Below are 22,601 nucleotides of genomic sequence, written 5' to 3' on the forward strand. Positions count from 1 at the left end.
TAATGCGCTGCGTAACCGAAGCTTCAAATTTCTAGCCCTTAAGGCCGCCGGACAGCAGGCCGCGCACAAAGTAGCGCTGCAAGCCGAAGAAGACCAGCAGCGGGACAATGATGGAGACAAAGGCGGCCGCCGGGTTCAGGTAGTCCCTGGCTCCGCGGGTACCCGAGAGCTCCGCCAAGCGCTGCGTAATCGGAGCAACGTCCGCCGTGCCACCGGAGAACACCAACGCCACCAGGAGGTCATTCCAGACCCACAGGAATTGGAAGATCGCCAGCGAGGCAAGCGCCGGAACGGAGAGCGGCAGGATAATCCGCCAGAAGATGGTGCTGTGTCCGGCACCGTCCACCCTTGCTGCCTCGATGACTTCACCGGGAATTTCGGAGATGAAGTTGTGGAGCAGGAAGATGCCCAGCGGAAGGCCGAACATGGTGTGGGCGATCCACAGCTGCGCGTATGAACCAGCCGGGAGTTGCAAGGTCTGCGTGAAGAACTGCAGGAGCGGAATCAGCGCCATCTGGAGCGGAATGATCTGCAGGGCGAAGACGAAGATGAACAACGCATCGCGGCCCTTGAACTTTCCCCAAGCGAACACATAGGCGGCCATGGATGCCAGCACCAGCACGAAGATGGTGACCGGGATGACGATCGCTATGGAGTTGACGAAGTACTGGGAAAGGTTGGCTGACTGCGAACCCGCCGGGGTCAGGACGTCGGCGTAGTTCTTGAACGTGAACTGCCAGTCGACGAAGGCATTCCACCAGCCGTCGGACCGGGGACCGACCTGCTTGGCGGCAGGACGGAACGAGGTGACAAAGAGGCCGAACGTCGGCACAGACCATACGACGGCGATAATGACCGCTGCCGCCGTTGCCCACTTGGAGGTGAGCTTGGTCTTGACGCGCCGCATGATCGGCTGGGCGTCCTCTGTGGGGTCGGATCCAGGACGCTGCCGGGTGGCCTTCGAGGCCTCTTTCGGGGCTGGCGTGGCTGTCAATGGATCTCCCTTTGCTTGCGAAGGACTCGAGCGTTGTACACGACGATGGGCAGCACCATGAGGAACAGGATCAGGGCCAAAGCGGCACCACGTCCCGGCTCACCGGCGCGGAAGGCCTGCGTGTACATTTCGTTGGCTACCACGGACGTGTCGTAGTTTCCGGCGGTCATGGTCCGGACAATGTCGAAGACCTTCAGAGTGGCGATGGTAATGGTGGTCAGCACCACCACCAGGGCTCCACGAATGCCGGGAATGGTGACGTTGCGGAACTGCTGCCATGCGTTGGCGCCATCCAGGCGGGCTGCCTCGATGAGTTCCACCGGAACACCCTTGATGGCCGCGGACAAGATCACCATGGCAAAACCGGTCTGGATCCAGACCATCACGATGATGAGGAAGATGGTGTTTTCCGGGGCATCCAGCAGGAACTGCTTGGGATCCATCCCCAAGGCAACCCTGAAGAAGTTGATGACACCGGTCTGCTCGATGTTGGGACCACGGTAGTCGTACACGAGCTTCCAAATGATGCCGGCACCCACGAAGGAAATTGCCATCGGCATGAAGACCAGCGACTTCAGCACCCGCTCGCCGCGGGCCTTGTCAATGAACACAGCGTAGGCAAGGCCAAAGCTCGTCGACAGCAGCGGAACCAGGACTGTCCAGATGACCGTGTTCCGGAGCGTGGTCAGCGCCTCGGGCTGCGTGAACATCCACACAAAGTTGTCGAATCCGTTGGCATTTCCGCCGGCGTCCGTAAAAGCGAGCATTGACGTGCGGATGGCCGGATAGACCAGGCCCACGAGCATCAGGATGGCGGCAGGAGCAAGGAAGCCTGCCACCGTGACCTTGTCTTTGACTGATTTAGGAGCCCTGTCCACCAGCAACATGATGAGGCCGATGACCGCTGCGAATATCGCCAGGGCTATCACTACTTGTAGGAGTTTTTCTCCAATAAATTCCATACCCAACCTCCGGGGCGTGAGTGAATCACTAAGTACCGGGAAAAGCACTGCCTCCCCGGCTGGGCAAACCAGCCAGGGGAGGCAGCACTTTGGGAGTTAGCTCTTAGGCCAGCTGGATTCGATGCTGTTGGCAACCTCCTGGGAGGACGTGCCGTTGATCCACTGCACAATGCCCTTCCAGAAGGAGTTGGAACCTACGGCACTCGGCATCAGGTCCGAGCCGTCGAAACGGAAGACGGTGTCCGGGTCCTGGAGGATCTGGACAGTCAGCTTGTCGAGGTCGGACTGGGCGTTGGCGGGATCCAGGCCCTTGTTGGCACTGACCACGCCGCCGAGCTTGACACGGTTGTTGGCGAAGTCGGCACTGGCCAGGTATGCCAGGAAGGACTGGACCTCAGGGGTGTCCTTGTAGGCGCCCACCATTTCGCCGCCACCGGTGACTGCTTTGCCCTTGCTTTCGTCGATCGGCGGAGTGATGAAGGCCCAGACATCGCCATCTTCAGCAACATTGGTTCCTGCAGGCCAGTTGGCGGCCTGGAAGTTGGCCTGGTGGTGCATGGCGCAGGTGCCGTCAAGGACCGGCTGGCCGGCCTGGGCAAAACCGGTGCTCAGGATCGAGCGGACGTCACCGAAGCCGCCGTTAACCATGTCCTGGTTGAGCAGGATGTCGCCGGCCTTGTTGAAGGAATCGACGATCTTGGGGTCGTTGAACGGAATCTGATGGGTAATCCACTGGTCGTAGACCTCGGGGCCGTGTTCGCGCAGAACCACGTCCTCGATCCAGTCCGTGCCGGGCCAACCCGTAGCCTCACCGGATTCGAAACCAGCGCACCACGGTTTCATGTTCTTGTCATCCGCGGCGATCTTCTTGGACAGTTCGATCATTTCGTCCCAGGTCTTGGGGACTTCCCAGCCCTTGTCCTTGAAGGTCTTGGGCGCATACCAAACAAAACCCTTGACGTTGGCCAGCATCGGAGCGGCGTAGAACTTGCCGTCAACGGTGCCGTACTTCTTCCAGTCCGGGGACCAGTTCTTGTCCACGAGGTCGGAAACGGTCTGCGGAGCGGGCTTCAGGTAACCGGCCCGGGCCTGGGTGGCAAGGAGGCCGGGCTGCGGGAAGATCCCGACATCGGGGGCGGTACCGGACTGGGCACGAACGCCGATCTGCGTTTCGAATTCCTTGCTGCCCTCGTACTTGATGGTGATGCCGGTGCAGTCTTCGAACTGCTTCCAGGATTCCTCGAGGTTGGTTGCCTCAATGTCTACGATCGTCGAATAGACGGAGACCGTCTTGCCGTCGTGCTTTCCGTAGCTTTCGTAAGCGGAGCAATCATCCGAGCCTGCGGTTGATCCCCCGCCGCCTCCATCTCCGCTACAGGCGGAAAGGGTAAGTGCCAGAACACCGGCGGCTGCGACCGGTAGCAGGTACTTGGTTTTCTTCATGCTAAAGACTCCTTGCTGAGTACAAGTGATTCGGCGGCGCAATTGATGTGGTGACGCTCACACTAGCTAGAATGGGCGCCAAAATGCAAGCGCTTACACCGAACGTAACCGCATCGATACCAAGTAACCTGCCGATCTCGAAGGGAAGGCTGCCGCGAGGCTCTGTTAAGGGGCATTTGAGTGGTCACCCCTGTCGGCCAGAGCCGGTTTCGATTTGGTTACCCAATGTTGCCTATGGAAAAATAGGAAGTGTGGATGAACTTGAAGCACTGCAGACCATCGGCCGATTGATCAAAGAAGAACGCTTGGCCCAGGGATTAAGCCAGGTTCAGTTGGCCAAGCAGGCAGGTACCGCCATCAAGACCGTCCGGACCCTGGAATCAGGCACGCGGCGCACCCAGGAAATCAACCAGCGCAAGCTTGAGCATGCGCTGGGCTGGCGTGCAGGATCCGTCTCAGAGGTCCTCAAGGGAAAATCGACGTTTGCTCCGGAAATGATCACTCCCGACGACATGCGCTCGGGAGACGAACCACGGCAGGGACCTCCGCGCGTCGCCGTCCCTGCAGCTCCCATTGCCCGGGCGTCTCACCTTTCCGACGAAGAACTCCTCGCTGAGCTCACGTACCGGATGATGCACCGTAACAGAGGCTGAATTCGGGCCGGCCTCATTTACCGGCCTGGCTCATTTACCAGCCTGGCGCCGTACCATCTCGTTGATCCAGCTGGGCGCAAACGGTGAGGTGCAGTTGGGCGGCGTGGGATAGTCCTTCAGGACCTCCAAACGCTCACCGATGTCCAGGGCCCTGGCCCGGTGTTCCGGAAATTCAATCCCGATCATGGCAAGGCATTGGTTCATGGCCCACTGGAGCCGGTCCGGCGAGTCCTTCATGGTGGCCTCGACAATGTCCAGCAGGACCACAATGTCCAGTCCGTCTGGCTTCTTAACAACACGTTCCGATGTCAGTGCCCACCCAGCGCTGGCCACCACAGGATCGGCGTCGGCAAACCAGGCCACCCTCAGTGCTTCGGAGTGCGGACTCTTTTTGACAACGTAATTCACCAGCCAGTCGTGCACCTTGGGGGTCCGTGCTTCCCGGAGCATGCTGTCCAACTCGTCCCGCTCGAAGGCCTTGGGACGGCAGATCAGCAGGGACAACAGCCTGGCCGCGGTGTCACCCGTGGCCCACAATTCACGCGATAGCTCCTGCTGCGTTTTCAGTCGCTTCGCGACGGCGCGCAACTTGCTGAGGTTCACCCCGTGGTCGTCGCCGTGTTTTTCGTTGATTTCCCGCGCACGGGGCTCTTCCAGCGCCGCCAACTCGGCCATGAGCCCGGCCACCGTGGTGTCGAGCACCGTTGTTCCAGCCACTGCGCTCTCCTGTCCATAGCGTATGGACCTCAGGTTACTAGGTTCGTGCCGGGTTGCCAGGTTCGAACCGGCCGTTGGACCCGAACAGCGTGATGGCAGTCCACTTCCGCGCGGAATTCCGCGGCGGCTGCGAACTGCCATCCCGTTTGTGGAATTGCTACTTGTCGCCCTTCAGCAAACCGGCAATTTTCGAACCCAGTTCTTTGACGTTTTCGGCGACATCTCCGGCAATTTCCTTGGATTTCTCCGCGACGTCCCCCGCTAATTCCTTGGCATTTTCTCCCACATCGCCGGAGAAGAATTCTTTGACATTTTCAGCAGCGTCACCTGCGAATTCCTTAACATTACCAGCAGCATCACCGGCGAATTCCTTGACGTTCTCTACAGCTTCACCCGCGAATTCCTTGGCATTCCCAAGCACTTGACCTGCCGTATCCTTGGCGTTTCCTGCTGCGCCGTTCACCGCTTCGGCTCCCGTGGTCTCTTCACTCATGGTGTTCTCCTCTTTACGGTCGGATATGTGACGTAGCGTGCCAATGGAGGTTTTCCCCCTTGGATTCAACTTATGGGCTTGGGGTTGCGTTCTGCAATATCAGCGGACGCGCTCCGCCTTGGTAAACCTGGACCGCGCACCGGAAACCATATGTACCAGCACTGGGGTTTTTTGGCCGATGACCAGGTCCAATGCTTCCACCAGCTGTGATATCTCAGCGGCCAGTAGGTGCGGCGCAACTCCTTGCCTGGGTTGAATGCGGATGCGCAGGCCTGGCCTTCCCCGTACCTCATAGGTTGCCACCGAGGCGGCCGCGAGGTCGGTCCTCCCAGCGAGTGCCGCCCGCAGCGCTTGCTCGGCGACGCCGCCACCGATCCGTACTTCTCCGTTGATGTGGCTGTCGTCATCGCTGGCGACCAGGAGGTTGGCCCGGCCCTTACCTTGCTGCGAGAGCCAGGCGATCATGGCGATGATGATGGCCACCAGGACGGCCCCGGCCACAATCCACAACCAGCTTTCCTCACGACCGGGGAAGCGCGTTTGGCGGAAGGCATTTTCCATCCCTGCCCAGGCAGCGGCGGACCAGCCATGCCACCAAGCCGCAACGGCGGGCACGGTGGCCAGCAGCAGGAGAAGCACTCCTACGGCCAGGAGTTTCGCTCCGATGATGAACAACAGCACACGGTTAAGAGCCCGCGGTGTTCCGTTCACGCGCCAATCACCCCCGACGACGCCAGGTTGACCCGCACAGAAGGCATCGGTACGGGAGACATCTCTTCAAGTTCCGCTTGCACAGCTGCCAGCACCGCCTCCTCGCTCACCCGGCTGCCAGACGTAGGCCTCACATTGACCACCACCAGCTGCCGGGAAACGATCACCATGACCTGTTCCTGGGTAACGTTCGCAGCAGTTCGTGCCCGACGTGCCAGCGCTGAGGCGAGTACTTCGTCATCAACCACGACGGCGGTACGCGCGTCCCTGAGCAGATGACGGGCACGCCTGCCGGGCAACACTGCGAGCAGGAAGAAGAACAATCCCACCATGGCAACTACGGCGCCACTGGCACCAAGCAACAGTGGGGAAATACCTTCAGGGAGAGCGATGATGCGCCCAGCCGCAGTGGTGGGATCGATCAGCCACGGTGGTTGACCGATTGCCCGCACGCCTGCCTCGAGCAGGGCATAGAGGCAGAGAACAATGACCAGGACGGCGGCAATGGCGGCAGCAGCGGCCCGGGAAGAGTGGGTTTCACGGCGCAGGATTCGGCTCATTTCGGGGTCTTCGCCGGCCACCGGTCCAGCTCCTGCAAATCCCTCCAACTGAGCTTGCTGATCCCGGGTTTTACGGTCCTGGGTTTCCTGGTCCTGTGTCACTGAACGCGGCCTCCCTCCGTGATGTGGGCTCCGCTGATCCTGATGTCCACCCTGCTTAACTGGGATCCGCTGAGTCGTGTGACCGTTTCAAGAACAGCGGCCTTGGCAGCAACTGCACGGTCCCAGATGGAGCCGCCGAAGCCTTGGACGCGCGACGGGTCCCGCAGGACCTCGGTCAAAGCCGGGATGCTGATGGGTGCCACGATCGACAAAGCCAGCAGGCCGTCGTCGTCCGCCCAATCAGCGCGGATGTCATGGGCCTCAACGCCGAGAGCCTCGGAGGCGGCGGCGCGCGCCAAGGATGTCAAAGCCTGGGTACTGATCCGGTTGTGGCCGGCCAGGCTGCTGGTGGAGTCCACAGCCTCAGCCACGCTCATGACGAAGAGCGCCGGCCCGTAATGGCGTCCAGGACGCTGCGGAGATCCAGTTTTCCGTCGGCGGCCCTGCCGAGCAGCGCTCCGATGCCCATGAAGAGCAGTGAGATCAGGAATCCCCACAGTCCAAAGGAAAGGGACATGAATGCTACGAAGGCGCCGATCGCGATTCCAACAACGGTCATGCTCACTGGAGTACCTCCCTTTCCATGACGGCTGGCTTGCTTCCCGCAGGTTTGACCGGCGGAGCCACGTAGACGTCATTGATCTCGATGTTGACCTCAATGACCTGGAGGCCCACAAGTTCTTCAACAGCGCGGAAAACGGCACTCCGGACCTGGTTGGCAACAGTGTGCAGGGGGTGCCCGTAGAGGGCAACGAGATTGATGTCCACGGCTACTTGGGTCTCGCCGACTTCCGCGCGCACGCCTGCTGCGTGGTCGGAACTCCCGACGGCGTCGCGGATCGCACCGAGCGCACGGGACGGACCCGAACCCAACGAGTAGACGCCCGGTACCGTGCGGGCAGCAATGCCGGCAACCTTGGCAACCGCCGCCTCGGAGATGATGGTGCGTCCAGTACCCAGGATCTCGCCCCCGGGCACAGGATCAAGCTGCACGTTCTGGTCTTCCATGGAGCACTCCCCTTCTCTTGAGTACCACCCTAGCGTCTAGCTCCGACGCTTTGGGAGAAGCGTTGGAGAGAAGGGAGTGCGCGCGGCGGCGACTACTGGCAGTTCTTTCCATCCAGTCCTGGATAGGCTTCATCAGCTCTTCGAACTGCCCGTCACCATACTTGCTGAGGTCCGAGCCGACTGCCTCCGTGAAGGCCCTCAACTTTTCGACAGACGCCTTCAACTCTTCCCGCACTTTGCCCTGCGTCCGGGACGGTTCCTGCTTAGCTTTTTCGATGTCCTCCGGGTTGCCGCCCACAGCCCCGCCAACTGTGGTTGGGGCAGAGCTGGTGCCCACTTCCGCAGCCGGAGCCGCCGACGACGCATTGGGTGACGACCGCGCAAGAGGTGCCGGCATCGAACAGGCACTGAGCGTGAGGGTGGCAGCGAGAAGGGCCGGTGAGGTCAGAATAGGCCCAGCGCCCTGCTGTGAACGGAGCAGGGTTATCCACAACGCCCCATTCGCGACTGTCTTGGGCTCGATTGCCCCACCTAGACTGGCCGACACACCGCCAAAACAGCTGCTGGGGAGCCTGCCATGCCACGCCTATCGTTTGCCACTTTTCTTGTAGTCCTGGCTCTCCTCCTCACGGGTTGCCAAGGCGCCACTACGCCCAGCGGCTCACCCTCCGAAACAGGCTCGACGACGGCGTCTCCCACAATAAGCACTGCCGCTCCGGCAGCTTCGGCTACTCCGGGCACCCCGGGTAGCCCGCCAGCGTCCGCCGTGTACAAACCCGCGGATGCCAAAGGAAAAGCGCAGAACGTGCCGGTCCCCGTGATGCCCGAGTTGGCGAAGGAGAACTCGAAGGCCGGGCTGGAAGCGTTCATTGGGTACTGGTACGCGCAGTAGAACTACGCGATGGAAACAGGAGACCAGACAACATGGTCTCAACTCAGCGCCGACGAGTGCGAGACCTGCAAACGGATCGAGAAGGGCATAAATGACAGCCACATCAATGGCAGATGGTCTGTCGGCGGCAGCATCTCTATCCCGGTGGTTGAGCCCATCTGGGCAAATGGAACAGCGAACCAACAGGCCAAGGTCCAAGTAATCCAAGAGCAGATTGAGTATTTCAATGCTGACGGGACCCCGGGGCGAGCATCAGAAGCCGCCACAAATTCTGCCTTCGGCCTACTTGCTACATATGGTTCCCACGGCTGGACGGTGACGAATCTTGGCATCCTCAACTAATCTTCCGGGCCGTCTCTCGCGCGCTTCCTCGGTTGTGGGAATGGCAGCCGTGTTACTCGCGCTCTCGGCATATGGTCCAGCACACGCTGACACGGATTCTTGGGCGGGCTACAACAATCAGCAAGATGCTCTTGACGTAACGAGCAGATTCAAAATCAACCCTTCGACCGGACAGTTAGCACCCAGTATCGGCGGCACATCAACCTCGTCCACTGCCGCGGAGGATCCAAATCAGTACATGGCCGATGTTCATTGCCGTGCCGATGGGCCCGACACCAAGGACCCCGGTTGCGATGTTCTCGAGTGTCCAGCCACCGCATCCAACAGCGAAACAGGCACGCCGGTCATCTGGAAGGAAGCCCCCAAAGCCATTACCAACCCAGGCTGGACAGACTGGATCCCGGTCAGCGGACCCACCTGTCTCTATGACGCCCAGCCCGAGAACGTCCTGGCCAACATCGCCGCCCGCATCCTGACCGACTTCCAACAACTCCCCGTCAACCCAGGGACCCTCGAAGCCCAACCCTTCCCGCACACCCTCAAAGGCGGACCCACCAACTTCTACACCACCACCGCAGAACAAGGCTTCGACGTCACCATCCTCGGCCAAGCAGTCCACCTCACCGCAACACCGGCCAACTACACCTACACCTTCGGCGACGGCACCGCGCTCGGACCCACCCCGGTGGCCGGCTACTCCATCCCCGAAACCGACTGGCTCAACAACGAGACCCGCACCAGCCACACCTACACCGAAACCGGCAACTACCAGGCCACCCTCACCACTACCTTCTCGGGCACCTACTCCGTCAACAACGGCCCGCCCCTACCCATCAACGGAACCCTGCACATCACCACACCAGCCAAAACCATCCACGTCTGGAAAACAGAAAGAGCACTCGTCGCCGACACCTGCCAGGAAAACCCCAACTCCTGGGGCTGCCCTGGCGCGAACACCGACTAATAAGGTGAGTGCGCGAAGCGCGTGAGCGGAGGTAGAGGGCAGTCTTAGTGCCGTCTCGACTGACTTTCAGCGGCTATGACCTTTGACACGCTGAGAATTACGGTGCGTCGGCTTCTGCGACGAATCAAGGCGAATCAAAGTGGGTGGCAACGGTACACGCACTCGCTCATTGGGTTAAAGAAGAAAAGCACCAGTTCCAAAGAACTGATGCTTCCCAGTGGTGGCTCCGACCGGCGTCGATCCGGTGACCTTTCGATTTTCAGTCGAACGCTCTACCAACTGAGCTACAGAGCCTAGGTGACATGTCACCTTGAGAACCAAATTTCTTCGGCGCTCAGAGCGACCCTGACGGGACTTGAACCCGCGACCTCCGCCGTGACAGGGCGGCGCGCTAACCAACTGCGCTACAGGGCCTTGCGTTTGCAGTATCTCTACCGCGTTTTTTTCAAGGCTTCTAGCTTACCAGACTTTTTTCATCCGGTTTACCACTTCCTTGCGTACCCCCAACGGGATTCGAACCCGTGCCGCCGCCGTGAAAGGGCGGTGTCCTAGGCCGCTAGACGATGGGGGCCTGAACTCAATTCGGATTTCGCAAAAGAAAAGCGACGCTTTGCGCGTTCTTTCCGTGTCTCGCTCGTCCGAACTGGACTCTAAAACTTTAGAGCATAGATGGCGATATTCCCAAATCGAGGTCTGCTGGCCGTCCAGGGCTACCAGCTTGGGTTCCGTCGAGGGGCGTGATCTCACCTTTAAAAGCGCACCCAAAGAGTCGAGAGCTCACCCCTCGGCAACGCACCCAAAGAGTCGAGAGCCCACCCCTCGGCAACGCGCACCACATCAACCGCACCCGGTCTCCGGAGGCGGTCCGCAAACATTGGCAGGATCTTGCCCTGACGCGTCCGAAAACCGCCAGCCGCGCCCGGAGCATGGCGGATAGATTTGGCTCTATGACAACCACTTCCCCGGCCGAACCCGGCCAGCCTTCCCCGGACCTGCCCCAGCGCACCACCCCTGCGCCCGGAGCAGCCATGAGCAAGCTCGGCATCGCCGCCGTGATCGTCACCGTGATCCTTTGGGCTTCGGCGTTCGTGGGCATCCGCGCCGTCGGCCCCAGCTTCTCCCCCGGATCCTTGACGCTGGGACGTTTGGCAGTTGCCGCCGTAGTGCTTGGAATCGTGGTGCTGCCGACGCTGAAGGTGTGGCCGAGCGGCCGGGAGTGGTTGCCGATCGTGGCCTACGGAGTGATGTGGTTCGGTGGTTACAACGTGGCCCTGAACGCGGCGGAACACATGCTCGATGCCGGCACCAGCGCCATGCTGATCAACGTCTCCCCGATCCTGATCGCGATCCTTGCCGGGATCTTCCTCAAGGAGGGCTTTCCCCGCTGGCTGCTGATCGGCAGCGGGGTGGCGTTCTGTGGCGTTGCGATGATCGCGCTGGGTTCCGGACAACGCTCGACGGCGGACGTCGCCGGCGTGCTGTTGTGCTTGCTTGCCGCTGTGCTCGCCTCGGTGAGCGCGATCCTCCAGAAACCCGTGCTCCGTAAGTTCACCGCAGGGCAGGCAACGTGGTTCGGCATCATGGTGGGTGCCATCTGCTGCCTGCCGTGGACCGGGCAGCTGATTTCCGAAGTCCAGGCGGCGCCGCTCCCGGCAACGCTCGGCCTGGTCTACTTGGGGATCTTTCCGACGGCAATCGCTTTCACCACCTGGGCGTACGCTTTGTCCCTCATCTCGGCCGGAAAGCTCGCCGCCACCACGTACCTGGTTCCGGGTACCACCATTGTGATTTCGTGGGCAGTGCTACAGGAAGTCCCCACCATCTGGGGGCTGATCGGTGGCGTGGTGTGCCTGATCGGTGTGGGCCTGACCCGGCGCCGTACGCGCCAGCCGCTCCGTTAGCGGGCCATTCCCACCAAAAGTTCGCGGTGTGTGGGCGGATTGGCACCAGGGCGGCCGACGGCGATGGAGGCCGCCATGGAGGCAATGGTGCCGATCCGCTCCATGACGGTGGGCGCCAGTCCGTCGCTTCCCCGCAGGAGCAGCCCCATGATCAGCGCTGCCATATAGGAATCGCCCGCGCCAATAGTGTCCGCCACTGTGGCCGGGACAGCCGGTACGTTGAGCTGTATGTGCCGCGTAGCCATGAGTGAGCCCTTGACTCCCTGTGTCACTACAACCAACCCGGTGCCCAGTGCGAGGAGGTGGTTCGCGGTATCCTCAAGCGCCTTGCCCGGGTACAGCCAGCGGGCATCGGTGCCGCTGAGCTTCACGACGTCGGTCAGCGGGACTATTTCCTCGAAGAGCGCCAAGGCCTCCTGGTGGCTTCCGAGGAGGTCGGCGCGGATGTTCGGGTCGTACGTCACCATGCACCCACCCTGCGCCTGCTCCAGCAAGCTCCGCACCACGCTTGCGCCGGGCTCCAGGAACGTGGCGATGGATCCCGTGTGCAGGATCCTCGGAGCATAGGGGAGGGCAAGAGGCGCCAAGGCCCAGTCAATGTCGAAGGTGTAGTCAGCTGAACCGTCCGCAGCTATCCGGGCTGTCGCCGTCGCGGTCTTGCCCGCAGACATGGAACCGGGCAACAGCACCACGCCCGCACTGTGCAGATGCGACGCGATGGCGTCACCCCTGGCATCGCGGCCAATCGCTGTCAGCAATCCGGTCTTGACGTCCAAGCGGCCCAGGCCGAAGGCGACATTGGCCGGCGAGCCGCCGGGGTACTCCACCTGCCCATCGGCAGACTGCACGATGTCGATCAACGCCTCACCGACAACTACGACGTCGAGGGGTTCAGGCGCGAGGGAAGAGGTGCCGGTCATGCGGTTCCTGTGTCTGTCGAAAAGAGGATTGACTTTTAGTATCTCTCATCACACACCGCGCCGATGCTGCCTGAGCGGACTAAAGTCAGATCATGCCCGCGAATCTTCCACCCGGCTTGCCCATAGTTCCGGACGGCGAGCGCCCTTCATCGCCGCTCCGGGAACGGAATGCGGTGCACAGTCCTGTTGAGCACACCGCCGCGGACGAAGCCCACAGTGCCGCGCCTTTCGAAATGTCACCCGAAGAATTTGAAGAGGCCGTCAGCGACGCCCTCCAATTGATCCCACCCAAAGCGGCCGGTGCCATGGACAACGTGGCCATCTTCATCGAAGACGACTACACGCCGCAACCGGGCGAAGATCAGGACACTGTGCTGTTGGGACTCTACGAGGGCGTCCCCTTGACTGAACGCGATTCCTGGTGGGAAGCCGGTTCACTGCCGGACCGGATCACCATCTTCAGGCAGCCGATCCTGGACATCTGCAGCACGCGCGAAGAAGTCATCGATGAAGTCGCCATCACGGTGGTCCACGAGATCGCGCACCACTTCGGGATCGACGACGACCGTCTGCACGAACTCGGCTGGGGCTAGCCTTATAGACATGGGGCACGACCACAACCACTCACACGGAATCACAGCAACCGGCAAGCACCGGAAGCGGCTCATCGCCGTCCTGGCCATCACCCTAGGCGTGGTGGGCATCCAGGTGGTTGGCGCCGTCGTGTCTGGATCCTTGGCTTTGCTGGCTGATGCCGGCCACATGCTCTCTGATGCCGCGGGCGTCTTCATCGCGCTGATGGCGGCTTGGATTGCCACCCGTCCAGCCAGTGACCAGCGGACGTACGGGTACCAGCGGGCCGAAGTACTGGCTGCCCTGGCGAACGCGTTGATCCTCATCGTGATCGCGGTGGTGATCATGATCGAAGCCATCCGCCGCTTCGGGGAATCCCCGGAGATCCATACGGACGTCATGCTGTGGGCCGCTATTTTGGGTGCCGTGGCCAATCTTGTCTCGCTCCTGATCCTGCAGGGCGCGCAGAAGGAAAGCCTCAATGTACGTGGTGCCTACCTTGAGGTCCTCGGTGACCTTCTGGGCTCCATTGCGGTCATTGTGGCGGCCATCGTCATCATGACCACAGGCTTCAGCGCTGCCGACCCCATAGCATCGGTGTTGATCGCAGTGATGATCATCCCCCGCGCCTGGCATCTGCTTCGCGACGTGGTGGACGTCCTCTTGGAGGCCACACCGAAGGGCGTGGACGTGAACATGATCCGCGAGCACATCATTGCCGTGGATGGTGTGGTGGAAGCCCACGACATCCACATCTGGACCATCACTTCCGGCGTCCCCGTGTTCTCAGCCCACGTTGTGGTGGAAGACGAAGTCCTCAACGCCAGTGGGGCGGACAGCATCCTTGACCAGTTGGGGTCCTGCCTCGGCCGTCACTTCGACACCGAGCATTGCACCTTCCAGCTGGAGCCGGTGAGCCACTCGGAACACGAGTCGCACCAGCACGCCTAGCTGGTCCCGCCACCCGCGCCCTCAACCGCCACCGTCCCTGCGGCGCCGTCCACGGTAACGCGTTGACCCGTGCTGATTCGCGATGTGGCGTCCGGAACCCCCACGACGGCGGGGATGCCGTACTCACGGGCCACCACCGCGCCGTGGGAGTTGGGCCCACCCATCTCCATGACCAACCCTCCGGCCGTGAGGAACAACGGCGTCCAGCCGGGGTCCGTTGACGGTGCTACGAGGATTTCTCCGGGAGCCAAGTGCGCGCCAACGGGGTCCATGATGACTCTCGCAGGAGCTGTGACCTGTCCCGTCGACGCCGGACTGCCGGACAAGGTGCCCGGGCGCTGGGGCCCGTTGATCCCGGGTGCGGCTTCCGGTTCGGTGCCATCTGACATCAGCACCCTCGGTATGCGCCTCCGCAGCAGTTCCTGCCCGTAGGCGGCGCGGCGCTCAGCAACCAATTCCTGCAGGTCATCTCCGGCCAGTGCGGTCTCGGCTTCGTCGAGGTCCAGGAAAAAGATGTCCTCGGGGCGTTCGATCCGGTGCGCTGCGGCAAGCTCATTGCCGATGAGAAGCAACTGCTTCCGCGCAACGGATAGACCCAGGACCAGGTTGTACTTGGGCAACTCGCGCAGTCCAGCGAACCTCCGTGTGCGATCCAACGCCATGCCAACCACCGCCGCGTGCAACGGGCTCTTTGTCCTGGCCCGCGCTACGAAACGCGCTACCTGTTCATCGGCGTCGCGGGCTGCCCGCGTGAACTGCTGGTCCGGCATCTCTGAGCCGTCCGCGAGCCTCAAATAGTTGGTGACGACGCCAAGAATGTGGGTGGGATCGTCTGACCAGCGCGGCATGCCCAGGTCGATCTCGGCGACGGCCCGGTGCCCGAAGGTGCCCAGGAACGAGCTCAATCCTGCTTGGGCAACGGCGGGGAGCTTTTCGTCCCGATACAGTTCCGTCAGTTCGTCCGCCGTTCGACCGGTCATGGAGGCAACGGCGTCGGGGTCTTTCCTCATCTGCGCCGCAAGCTGCCACAGGGCCAGGTCCATCTCGGTAGTGACGTTGTTGGGAAGGCCACGGATCACCGTTTGGAGTTCGCTGTACGAAGCTCGATCCCCCAGGAGCTTCTTGGTCAGCGCCAGCATGGCGAAGCCCAGCGCGGGAAGGGGCAGCACCTGTGGGACGGTGGCAAAAACTTCTTCCCCGAGGATTCGCTGGACGTGGCCGATCCGCTGATGGGCTGTTGCTTGCTGCGGGACGGCCAAGGTGCTGCGCAGATCGGAGCGGAGTTTCTCCACGCGTTTCAATGCCGATGCCGGGCGGAACAGGCCACGGAACAGCGATTCAGGAACCCGGTACTTGGCCGCAACCGGAGCAACGTGGCGAATCAGTTTCAAAGGAGTCCTGGTGGTCACTGTGAAACGTGGATCGTCAAAGAGGCCACGTATCAGAACGGCCGAGCGGGCCTCCATGAGGTCGAAAACCCGGGGCACGATCGCCCGGCCTACCCTGCTCCGCACCACCGCTGTGAGGTCGAAGAAGATGCGCTGCCCCGCCTCGTAGTAAGGCGACGGGCCGGACCGGGGATCCGGAACATCGAATGCCGCGGTCCTGGCGACGGAGGAAGCGATGAGCCGGATCGCGGCCAAACCCATGGGGGTCAATGGTCGGGTGAGGCCCTGGGCGAGGCTGAAGTTCAGGAAGGCGTGCTCGCCCGGAACGGAAGGCACGCGCGTGGTTTGCGGGTACAGGGTAGTGATGGGCCGTGCTTGGGTGAGCCACAATTTTCCCTCATGGTCCATGGCCCACTCGGTGTCCTGCGGGGCTCCGTAGTGCGACTGGACCTCGCGTCCCAAGTCCACGAGTTCCAACACCTGGTGATCACTGAGGCAGGGCTGAGGGTATACATCGCCGGGTTGGTCCGGTGAGGACCCGGTGCTGCGTTCAATGCGTTCCGTGCCACCGCCAGGGATCGCCTTGATCTCCACTTTCCTGTCCCCTACGGTCCTTTTCACTATGGCACCGCGACGAACATCCACCACGTATTGATCCGGATTCACGGCTCCGGAAACGACAGCCTCTCCCAAGCCCGGGCTGGCGTCAATCACTGTCTCGTGCCGGTTTCCCGTCACCGGGTTGGCAGTGAACATGACTCCGGCGACAGCTGAGTCCACCATCTCCTGCACGACTACAGCCAAGGTGACCGATGCGTGATCGATCCCGTTGACGGTCCTGTAAGTCACGGCACGGTCTGTCCACAGGGACGCCCAGCAGCGGCTCACAGCCTCCAGGACAGAGTCAGCGCCCACCACGTTCAGGAAGGTGTCCTGCTGACCGGCGAAACTCGCGAAAGCCAGGTCCTCCGCGGTAGCTGAGGACCTGACGGCAACCGGGACGTCCTCCCCCAGCTGCTGGTAGGCGGACTGCACCGGTTCGGCGATACGGTAGGGAATGCCGGCGTCGAGCACCAAGGACCGCGCGCGGGCGGCAAGCCCGTTCAGCTGGTCCAACTGGTCCAACTGGGAAGCGTCCGCCTCCTTCAGTGCCGCAAGGACCTCGTCCAGGCCAATGGCCGAAAGAGCATGCCGGTAGGCATCGGTGGTCAGGCAGAATCCGGGTGGTACGGGCAGTCCGGCACGGGCAAGCTCGCCCAGGTTGGCTGCCTTTCCCCCCACCTCCGGAAGCATGGCCCCACTGATGCCAGCGATGTCCAGAATAAATTCCCCGCTGGGCTGTTGGACATCCATGGCGCAGTGGTTCCCGCGGCCTAAGCTGCGCCGAGCATTGGCCCAAACTTGTGACGGTCGGCCAGCCGGGGATCTTCACGATCCGGAACAACCAGCACAGGACCCTTGGCATGGTGGAGGACGCCGTCCGAGGTGGAACCGAGCAGCATGCCCGCGAACCCGCCGCGGCCGCGTGTTCCCAGAACCACCAGTTCGACGCTGCGGCTGATTTCCACCAGCACGTCCACCGGTGAGCCGTCCCGGAGGTCCGTCTCAATGGGAAGCTGCGGGAAATGGCTCCTGAGCCACGCAACACCGGCGTCAAGCTGCACCCTGATATCCGCAAAGAGGGCATCGCGGTCCAACGGAGCCGGCACCCAAGCCAGGGAACCGCTGTACTGCGGAACAGCGCAGATGACTCGGAGCTTGGCTCCCATGCGCTGCGCTTGCTCGGCCGCTTCGAGCACTGCCACCCGGGCTTGCTCGGAGCCGTCGACGCCCACTGCGACTACGTTTTCCACCGCGCGGGGGCCAGCCTTGGCGTGCTCGGCTTTGATGTGCTTGTCTTCCGTGTTTTCGCCGAGACGGTCGGCGCAGTACAGCGGGACCGTGACGGTGGGGCATTTGGCGTGGGCAGGCAATGCGCTGCTGACAGATCCCAAAAGGCGTCCAACGAAGCCCCCGCGGCCCCGGCTGCCAAAAACGAGGAGTGCGGCATCTGCCGAGAGATCAAGGAGGACACCGGCAGCGTCGCCGTTCTCCACTGAAGCGTCAACCTCGATGGCGTACCCGGAGATCTTGTCCATAGCCTGTTTCACGATCGCGTCCGCCCCCTCGCGGATCACCGAATCATCCACAGTTGCATAACCGCCGTCCAGGCCTGATGCGGCAAAGATAGGTACGGAGTAGGCCGTCACGATGTGCAAGGGCAGCTGACGGCGTTCGGCTTCACGTGCCGCCCACACCAATGCACACTGCCCGTGCTCTGAACCGTCAACTCCAACGACAATGCCTCCCGGCGCCACTGCGTGGTCCTGGCCGTCCTGTGGCTCTTCATTGTGCCTGCTGTGCTGGTCCATGGGGCCCGCCTCTCCACCTGCTGCTTGATGTTCCGGCCATTCTGCCAGAGGTTCTCCGGCTCGGATTCCCTCCTGGCGTCAATGTCAATGGCCCGGGCAGAAGAAACCTGGAAATTCCTTCTCCCAATGCCAACTATTCTCGGTCGGCAACGCCGAATCAAGGTGACTTTGGGCTATGTGTATAACGGTCCGGGCTCGGTTCCAGGGTGCGCATTTTGCGCTGGGGATGAACAACGCGAACACGCGGACCCAGGAGGCTATCCATGGCAGAAAAAGTTCGGTAGTGTTCGAGTCACCGAATGGCCGGCAACCGTGTTCCACAGCACACTCCGGCCATTTATTGCGGCCGCTTGGGGAACTCGGACGCGACCCCATGCGATGCCTAATGGCACACACGTCAAGGAGGAACCAAGCAGTGTCACTCACGCCTGATTCCGCCACGGAACGCACCACCACCGTGGTCATCGGAGCCGGTTTGTCCGGCTTGGCAGTTGCCAGTGAGCTCAGCCGCTACGGCGTGGGCTCCATTGTGGTGGACGGGTTCGGCACGTTGTCCGCAACGGGTCCGTCAGTCCACACCGGAATGCTCCAACGCTGCGATGCAGCCGATCCCGCAGCCATGCAGGAGCGCAACGAGATCCTCCGCCACCTGCGGAACTACGCCGCAAGCCATCACCTGGATGTCCGCAGCACCACACGGGCTGTCCGCCTCGATTTCCTTGGCTCCGACCCTTCCCAACAGATCGGCTATGGACTGGCCGCCAGCATGACCACTGCCGGGCTCAGGACGGGGCTCCACGCCTCCGGCCCCCTCGAGTCCACCCGCCGCCAGTGGGCCGTCCACACTGCCAACGGTGTTCTTCTGGCCGACCACATTGTGGTCACGCGCTGCGCACAGAGCCAATTGCGCCGAATGCTGGCGGAACTCGGCATAGCGATCGGCCAAAACCTGGTGGCCGCAATGCGGGCCGTCGGGATGCACCTTGTAGGAGTCGGCGAGCTCATTACGCCCACACCGAAGGAAGTACTTCGGCAGGCAAAGGCTGTAGGCCAGGCGATATCGTCCAAGGTGGCCCTCCCTGCAGGGCCGGGCATCGCCACCGCTTAGCAGATCAAACCTGGCTGCGAACTATTCCGCACATAACTTAACGCCAAAGGCCGGTGCCCTCGAAGATGAACTCTTCGAAGACACCGGCCTTTGAACTGAAGCGTGAGGCTTATGCGCCAGCGCGTACGTAGGTCAGGGGACCCGTTGCGGTCAACCAGCTGATCGGGTGGATACCCGTCTGGTTGCCGTTGATGCCACCGCTGATGGCCTGGCCGTTGCCGATGTAGATGGCGACGTGGCCGGACTGGACGATCATGTCACCGGGCTGGGGTGAGCTGACAACCTTGCCGTAGTTCATGAACTGCATGGGACCGAGGTCGCCAACGGGGATGCCTGCGGAGCCGAGTGCGCGCTCCACCATGGCGGTGCAGTCCTGCATGATGCCGATCTGGGCGTAAGCCGAGGCAACCATGGCGGCATTGACGCCACCAACAGCCGGAGCAGCAGCAGCCGCAGGAGCGGGAGCAGCAGCGGCCGGAGCGGCTGCAGCAGCCTTGGCAACAGGAGCCTTGGCGGCGGCAGTGGTGACTGCTGCCTTCTTGGCGACAGGAGCCGGAGCAACCGGTGCAGGCTTTTCGATAACCGGAGCTGCAACGGAAGCAACAGCGGGGCGCTCGAAGTTGACGGTAGCCGTAGCCAGGGCGGTAACAACCTGGGTGGGAGCGTCGGCCGAAACGGTCTCAGCGACCGTGGCCGGGCTGGAATCCCGCTGAACCGGAGCTTCAGCAGCGTGAGCTGCAATGGAGCCGGTCAACACAAGGCCCGAGGCTGCTGCGATAACAGCTGCCTGGCGGCCAGCGCCGGAAGCGTTGCTGGCAACTGCCTTGGAGATGGAGATGAACGGATTAGGACGTACGCTGTCCGCCTTACGACGGCCGCGAAGAATGCGTGAAGACATGAAAGAGCCTCTCCCGATGCCTGCGAGGTTAGCTGTCGGATTCGGATGGGAGTCACCCGGCCACTATCTCCCGCTGTTCAGCGGAAGCATCGTGACTTCACCCCAAGGCACGCTCGAAAGCGGCCCAAAATGGGTTCCCCGTCTCTGCCGTAAGGTTTGTCTGCGAACGGATTCCGGACTGCGGCAGAGCTAGGCAATCAGACCGGAAGTGCCCGCTACGTGGAACAGGCACAGGTACCACCGTACGCGATGATCACGCGGAAGTCACATTTAAGTAACGAGAAGTACGCTTCTGGCGTGTCGCAGTAACCGTTTCGAGATCTTCGCAGCTACGTAGAAAACCCCGTTATTCCGCGGGAGAATGGCCCTCAGGGTCGTTCGAAGCAGCCAGTTTCCTGCGGGCAGTAACAGCCAGAAAAATAACGAGACCAACAGCAACAACCGCCAGGCCCACGATGCTCCACGGGAAGGGCTGGGAGGCGTCGGCCGCGGGCTCGCTGTTGCCGGTTCCCGACGCCGCAGTGCCCGGGGCCGCGGTTCCCGCCGTCGGCACCGCCGCTGAAGGTGTCGAAGCGGACGGAGCCGATGCGGACGGAGAGGCTGCCGCCGGGCCGCTGGCCGTCGTCGTGCTTCCTGCGGTGGCCGTGAAGGTAAAGGTGCCCTCGATGGGGTGCGAATCGCTGCTGACGACGCGCCAGACCACCGTGTATTCGCCGGCCGGAGCGCCTTCGCGCAACTTCTGGACCGCCTGGTTGTCGATGATTTCCACCGGGCCGTCGGCCCAGTTTTCGCCGCCCGCAGTGACCGTGACGCCCGAACCGATGGCGAGCGGCCGGTTGTTGAACGTGATGGAAACCGACGCCGGGACGTCCGTGACGCTGGTGCCACTGGCCGGCGTCGTGGATTCAGCGACGTCGTGGGCAGACGCCGGCGCCGCAGTAAACAGCAGGGCGGACGCGAAGGCAAGAGCAGCGACGACGGCGGCCAGAAGCGGGCGGATGGTACGCATGGGGCGGTTTCTCCTAGTGTTGGCTTCCTTACAGACTAGGCGAATCGTCCGGAGCGCCCGCACCGGACCGCATAGGATTTGATGGCACACTCCCCCCGATCCCCGGAGTCTTTCATGCTTAAGCAAGGTTCTGCAGTAGACCGCTACTTCAAAATTACTGAACGTGGATCCACGTACTCGCGGGAAATTCGTGGCGGCTTCGCAACGTTCTTCGCCATGAGCTACATCGTGGTGTTGAACCCGCTGATTCTCTCCGGGGCGGATTCCAGTGGGGCATCTCTCGGCTTCACAGCCGTCGCAGCCACGACGGCCTTCGTGGCGGGCATCCTGACCATCCTCATGGGCGCGTGGGCCAAGCACCCATTCGCCGTTGCAACCGGGCTGGGCGTCAACGCCTTCGTTGCCGTCACGGTCGCCTCGCACCCGGAACTCACCTGGCCGGACATGATGGGCCTCGTGGTCCTCTCCGGCATCACCATGCTCATCCTGGTGCTGACCGGTTTCCGTACTGCCGTGTTCAAAGCCGTGCCGGAAGCGCTGAAAACGGCGATCGTGGTGGGCATCGGCCTCTTCATAGCACTGATCGGCCTGGTCAACGCAGGCTTTGTGCGCCGGATTCCCGACGCCGCCGGCACCACGGTTCCCTTGGGCCTGGGCGTGGATGGCAAGCTCATGGGCTGGCCTACCTTGGTGTTCGCAGTGGGCCTCATCCTCACCATCGCCCTGGTGGTCCGCAAGGTCCGCGGCGCCATCCTCATCGGCATCGTGGTCTCCACGGCACTGGCAGCCATCCTCGAGTTCACCCTCCACATCGGCCCCAGCTTCGACGGCAAGAACGTCAACCCGCGCGGCTGGTCCCTCGTGGCTCCCACCCTCTCGGAGTGGGGCGCCCCGGACCTGTCCCTCATCGGCAAGGCCAACCCGTTCGGCGCGTTCCAGCACCTCGGTTTCATCGCTGCAGCACTGTTGGCGTTTGTGATCCTCCTCAGCATCTTCTTCGACGCCATGGGCACCATGGTGGGACTGGCCAACGAGGCCGGAACCGTGGACAAAGACGGCAACATCCCCAACGTCGACCGTGTCCTGCAGGTGGACGCCCTCGGCGCGATCGTGGGTGGTGGCGCGTCCGTTTCGTCCAACCAGATCTTTGTTGAGTCCGGCGCCGGCATCGGCGAAGGTGCCCGCACCGGCCTCGCCTCGATCGTCACGGGCGTGCTGTTCCTGGTGGCGATGTTCTTCACGCCCCTCATCAACCTTGTACCCTTCGAAGCCGTGGCTCCGGCACTGGTGGTTGTGGGCTTCATGATGGTCTCCCAGGTGGGCAAGATCGATTGGCAGGACTGGGGTGTCGGCATCCCTGCGTTCCTGACCATCTCCCTCATGCCGTTCACGTACTCGATCGCCAACGGCCTCGGTGCCGGCTTCATCTCCTACGTCCTGATCCGCACCTTCCAGGGCCGCGCCCGCGAAGTCCACCCGCTCATGTGGGCCGTGGCCGCTGCGTTCCTGCTGTTCTTCGGCATTGGAACCGTGGAGGAGCTGCTGGGCGTCAAGTAAGTCTCCTGCGGACCTAAGTCCGGAGTTTCAGACACCCGCCTGCT

General features: G+C 62.2%; 23 protein-coding genes, 3 tRNA genes, 1 pseudogene and 1 riboswitch. Of the genes and pseudogenes, 8 read left to right on the plus strand and 19 right to left on the minus strand.

Translation table 11 applies throughout. The features are described from left to right. Positions 1-31 precede the first annotated feature (31 nt). The 3 genes from WBN73_RS16530 to WBN73_RS16540 all read right to left on the minus strand — a co-directional run bounded on the left by WBN73_RS16530 (position 32) and on the right by WBN73_RS16540 (position 3,399). Positions 32-994 carry a carbohydrate ABC transporter permease gene (locus WBN73_RS16530; protein ID WP_089593429.1) on the minus strand — a complete coding sequence of 321 codons (963 nt, stop codon included), beginning with the start codon at positions 992-994 and terminating at the stop codon, positions 32-34. Then, complete coding sequence (locus WBN73_RS16535) at positions 991-1,956, minus strand: carbohydrate ABC transporter permease (RefSeq protein WP_207596027.1); 966 nt, start codon at positions 1,954-1,956, stop codon at positions 991-993. Before WBN73_RS16535 ends, WBN73_RS16530 begins: the two co-directional genes overlap by 4 nt. Before the next feature lie 96 nt (positions 1,957-2,052). Beyond that, complete coding sequence (locus WBN73_RS16540) at positions 2,053-3,399, minus strand: ABC transporter substrate-binding protein (RefSeq protein ID WP_089593427.1); 1,347 nt, start codon at positions 3,397-3,399, stop codon at positions 2,053-2,055. Positions 3,400-3,650: 251 nt separating this feature from the next. On the opposite strand from WBN73_RS16540, the gene WBN73_RS16545 reads away from it, so the two are divergent. After that, the gene (locus WBN73_RS16545; RefSeq protein WP_207596026.1) at positions 3,651-4,052 is read left to right on the plus strand and encodes a helix-turn-helix domain-containing protein; all 402 of its coding nucleotides are present in this window, start codon (positions 3,651-3,653) and stop codon (positions 4,050-4,052) included. Positions 4,053-4,082: 30 nt separating this feature from the next. Here WBN73_RS16545 and WBN73_RS16550 read toward each other — a convergent pair whose 3' ends face one another. From WBN73_RS16550 to WBN73_RS16585, 8 genes are all read right to left on the minus strand, one after another. Further along, complete coding sequence (locus tag WBN73_RS16550) at positions 4,083-4,769, minus strand: DNA alkylation repair protein (RefSeq protein ID WP_443193267.1); 687 nt, start codon at positions 4,767-4,769, stop codon at positions 4,083-4,085. 157 nt (positions 4,770-4,926) lie between these two features. Next, a complete protein-coding gene (locus tag WBN73_RS16555; protein ID WP_207596025.1) occupies positions 4,927-5,262 on the minus strand; it encodes a hypothetical protein in 336 nt (111 codons plus the stop codon). 99 nt (positions 5,263-5,361) lie between these two features. Beyond that, positions 5,362-5,973, minus strand: coding sequence for a hypothetical protein (locus WBN73_RS16560; RefSeq protein WP_207596024.1), 612 nt, complete (start codon positions 5,971-5,973; stop codon positions 5,362-5,364). Next, positions 5,970-6,635 (minus strand): DUF6286 domain-containing protein, encoded by a 666-nt coding sequence (locus WBN73_RS16565; protein WP_207596023.1) that lies wholly within the window; start codon positions 6,633-6,635, stop codon positions 5,970-5,972. The genes WBN73_RS16560 and WBN73_RS16565 overlap by 4 nt, the downstream gene beginning before the upstream one ends. Further along, positions 6,632-7,012 carry a hypothetical protein gene (locus WBN73_RS16570; protein WP_207596022.1) on the minus strand — a complete coding sequence of 127 codons (381 nt, stop codon included), beginning with the start codon at positions 7,010-7,012 and terminating at the stop codon, positions 6,632-6,634. Before WBN73_RS16570 ends, WBN73_RS16565 begins: the two co-directional genes overlap by 4 nt. Beyond that, complete coding sequence (locus WBN73_RS16575) at positions 7,009-7,200, minus strand: DUF2273 domain-containing protein (RefSeq protein WP_089593421.1); 192 nt, start codon at positions 7,198-7,200, stop codon at positions 7,009-7,011. The genes WBN73_RS16570 and WBN73_RS16575 overlap by 4 nt, the downstream gene beginning before the upstream one ends. Further along, positions 7,197-7,643, minus strand: a complete 447-nt coding sequence (locus WBN73_RS16580; RefSeq protein ID WP_207596021.1) for an Asp23/Gls24 family envelope stress response protein — start codon at positions 7,641-7,643, stop codon at positions 7,197-7,199. Before WBN73_RS16580 ends, WBN73_RS16575 begins: the two co-directional genes overlap by 4 nt. Beyond that, positions 7,618-7,941, minus strand: coding sequence for a hypothetical protein (locus WBN73_RS16585; RefSeq protein ID WP_337340785.1), 324 nt, complete (start codon positions 7,939-7,941; stop codon positions 7,618-7,620). Before WBN73_RS16585 ends, WBN73_RS16580 begins: the two co-directional genes overlap by 26 nt. 279 nt (positions 7,942-8,220) lie before the next feature. Between WBN73_RS16585 and WBN73_RS16590 the strand changes: the two are divergent. Both WBN73_RS16590 and WBN73_RS16595 read left to right on the plus strand, forming a co-directional pair. Next, positions 8,221-8,877: pseudogene (locus tag WBN73_RS16590) on the plus strand (DUF6318 family protein). A gap of 238 nt (positions 8,878-9,115) precedes the next feature. After that, positions 9,116-9,841 (plus strand): PKD domain-containing protein, encoded by a 726-nt coding sequence (locus WBN73_RS16595; protein WP_337340784.1) that lies wholly within the window; start codon positions 9,116-9,118, stop codon positions 9,839-9,841. A 218-nt stretch (positions 9,842-10,059) separates the two neighbouring features. On the opposite strand, the gene WBN73_RS16600 is transcribed toward WBN73_RS16595, so the two are convergent. The 3 genes from WBN73_RS16600 to WBN73_RS16610 form a co-directional block, all read right to left on the minus strand. After that, positions 10,060-10,135: transfer RNA gene (locus WBN73_RS16600), tRNA-Phe, on the minus strand. Positions 10,136-10,181: 46 nt separating this feature from the next. Then, positions 10,182-10,255, minus strand: a tRNA-Asp gene (locus tag WBN73_RS16605). 84 nt (positions 10,256-10,339) lie between these two features. Next, positions 10,340-10,412: transfer RNA gene (locus WBN73_RS16610), tRNA-Glu, on the minus strand. 376 nt (positions 10,413-10,788) lie between these two features. On the opposite strand from WBN73_RS16610, the gene WBN73_RS16615 reads away from it, so the two are divergent. Continuing rightward, positions 10,789-11,742: a DMT family transporter gene (locus tag WBN73_RS16615; RefSeq protein ID WP_337340783.1), complete on the plus strand. Its 954-nt coding sequence runs from the start codon at positions 10,789-10,791 to the stop codon at positions 11,740-11,742. On the opposite strand, the gene WBN73_RS16620 is transcribed toward WBN73_RS16615, so the two are convergent. Continuing rightward, positions 11,739-12,662, minus strand: a complete 924-nt coding sequence (locus WBN73_RS16620) for a carbohydrate kinase family protein (RefSeq protein ID WP_337340782.1) — start codon at positions 12,660-12,662, stop codon at positions 11,739-11,741. The two genes, WBN73_RS16615 and WBN73_RS16620, sit on opposite strands and share 4 nt — an antisense overlap. 92 nt (positions 12,663-12,754) lie before the next feature. Between WBN73_RS16620 and WBN73_RS16625 the strand changes: the two genes are divergently transcribed. Continuing rightward, positions 12,755-13,255, plus strand: a complete 501-nt coding sequence (locus tag WBN73_RS16625; protein ID WP_337340781.1) for a metallopeptidase family protein — start codon at positions 12,755-12,757, stop codon at positions 13,253-13,255. Between the two features lie 10 nt (positions 13,256-13,265). Next, positions 13,266-14,186 carry a cation diffusion facilitator family transporter gene (locus WBN73_RS16630; RefSeq protein WP_207596014.1) on the plus strand — a complete coding sequence of 307 codons (921 nt, stop codon included), beginning with the start codon at positions 13,266-13,268 and terminating at the stop codon, positions 14,184-14,186. Here WBN73_RS16630 and WBN73_RS16635 read toward each other — a convergent pair. Together WBN73_RS16635 and WBN73_RS16640 are read right to left on the minus strand one after the other, a co-directional pair. Next, on the minus strand, positions 14,183-16,927 hold the full coding sequence (locus tag WBN73_RS16635) for a PEP/pyruvate-binding domain-containing protein (protein ID WP_337340780.1): 2,745 nt from the start codon (positions 16,925-16,927) through the stop codon (positions 14,183-14,185). The genes WBN73_RS16630 and WBN73_RS16635 overlap by 4 nt on opposite strands. 20 nt (positions 16,928-16,947) lie before the next feature. Beyond that, the gene (locus tag WBN73_RS16640) at positions 16,948-17,985 is read right to left on the minus strand and encodes a universal stress protein (protein ID WP_207596012.1); all 1,038 of its coding nucleotides are present in this window, start codon (positions 17,983-17,985) and stop codon (positions 16,948-16,950) included. A gap of 385 nt (positions 17,986-18,370) precedes the next feature. Here WBN73_RS16640 and WBN73_RS16645 point away from each other — a divergent pair, with 385 nt between their 5' ends. Beyond that, positions 18,371-19,093 carry an FAD-dependent monooxygenase gene (locus WBN73_RS16645; protein WP_207596011.1) on the plus strand — a complete coding sequence of 241 codons (723 nt, stop codon included), beginning with the start codon at positions 18,371-18,373 and terminating at the stop codon, positions 19,091-19,093. A 109-nt stretch (positions 19,094-19,202) separates the two neighbouring features. On the opposite strand, the gene WBN73_RS16650 is transcribed toward WBN73_RS16645, so the two are convergent. Further along, positions 19,203-19,991, minus strand: coding sequence for an NlpC/P60 family protein (locus WBN73_RS16650; RefSeq protein ID WP_207596010.1), 789 nt, complete (start codon positions 19,989-19,991; stop codon positions 19,203-19,205). 3 nt (positions 19,992-19,994) lie between these two features. Then, positions 19,995-20,163: riboswitch (cyclic di-AMP (ydaO/yuaA leader) on the minus strand. Positions 20,164-20,337: 174 nt separating this feature from the next. Continuing rightward, a complete protein-coding gene (locus WBN73_RS16655; protein ID WP_337340779.1) occupies positions 20,338-21,000 on the minus strand; it encodes a copper resistance CopC family protein in 663 nt (220 codons plus the stop codon). Positions 21,001-21,114: 114 nt separating this feature from the next. On the opposite strand from WBN73_RS16655, the gene WBN73_RS16660 reads away from it, so the two are divergent. Then, positions 21,115-22,557 carry an NCS2 family permease gene (locus tag WBN73_RS16660; protein WP_207596008.1) on the plus strand — a complete coding sequence of 481 codons (1,443 nt, stop codon included), beginning with the start codon at positions 21,115-21,117 and terminating at the stop codon, positions 22,555-22,557. Positions 22,558-22,601: the final 44 nt, after the last annotated feature.

It is taken from the genome of Paenarthrobacter sp. CCNWLY172 (assembly GCF_037402035.1).
In the GTDB taxonomy this organism is placed as follows: domain Bacteria; phylum Actinomycetota; class Actinomycetes; order Actinomycetales; family Micrococcaceae; genus Arthrobacter.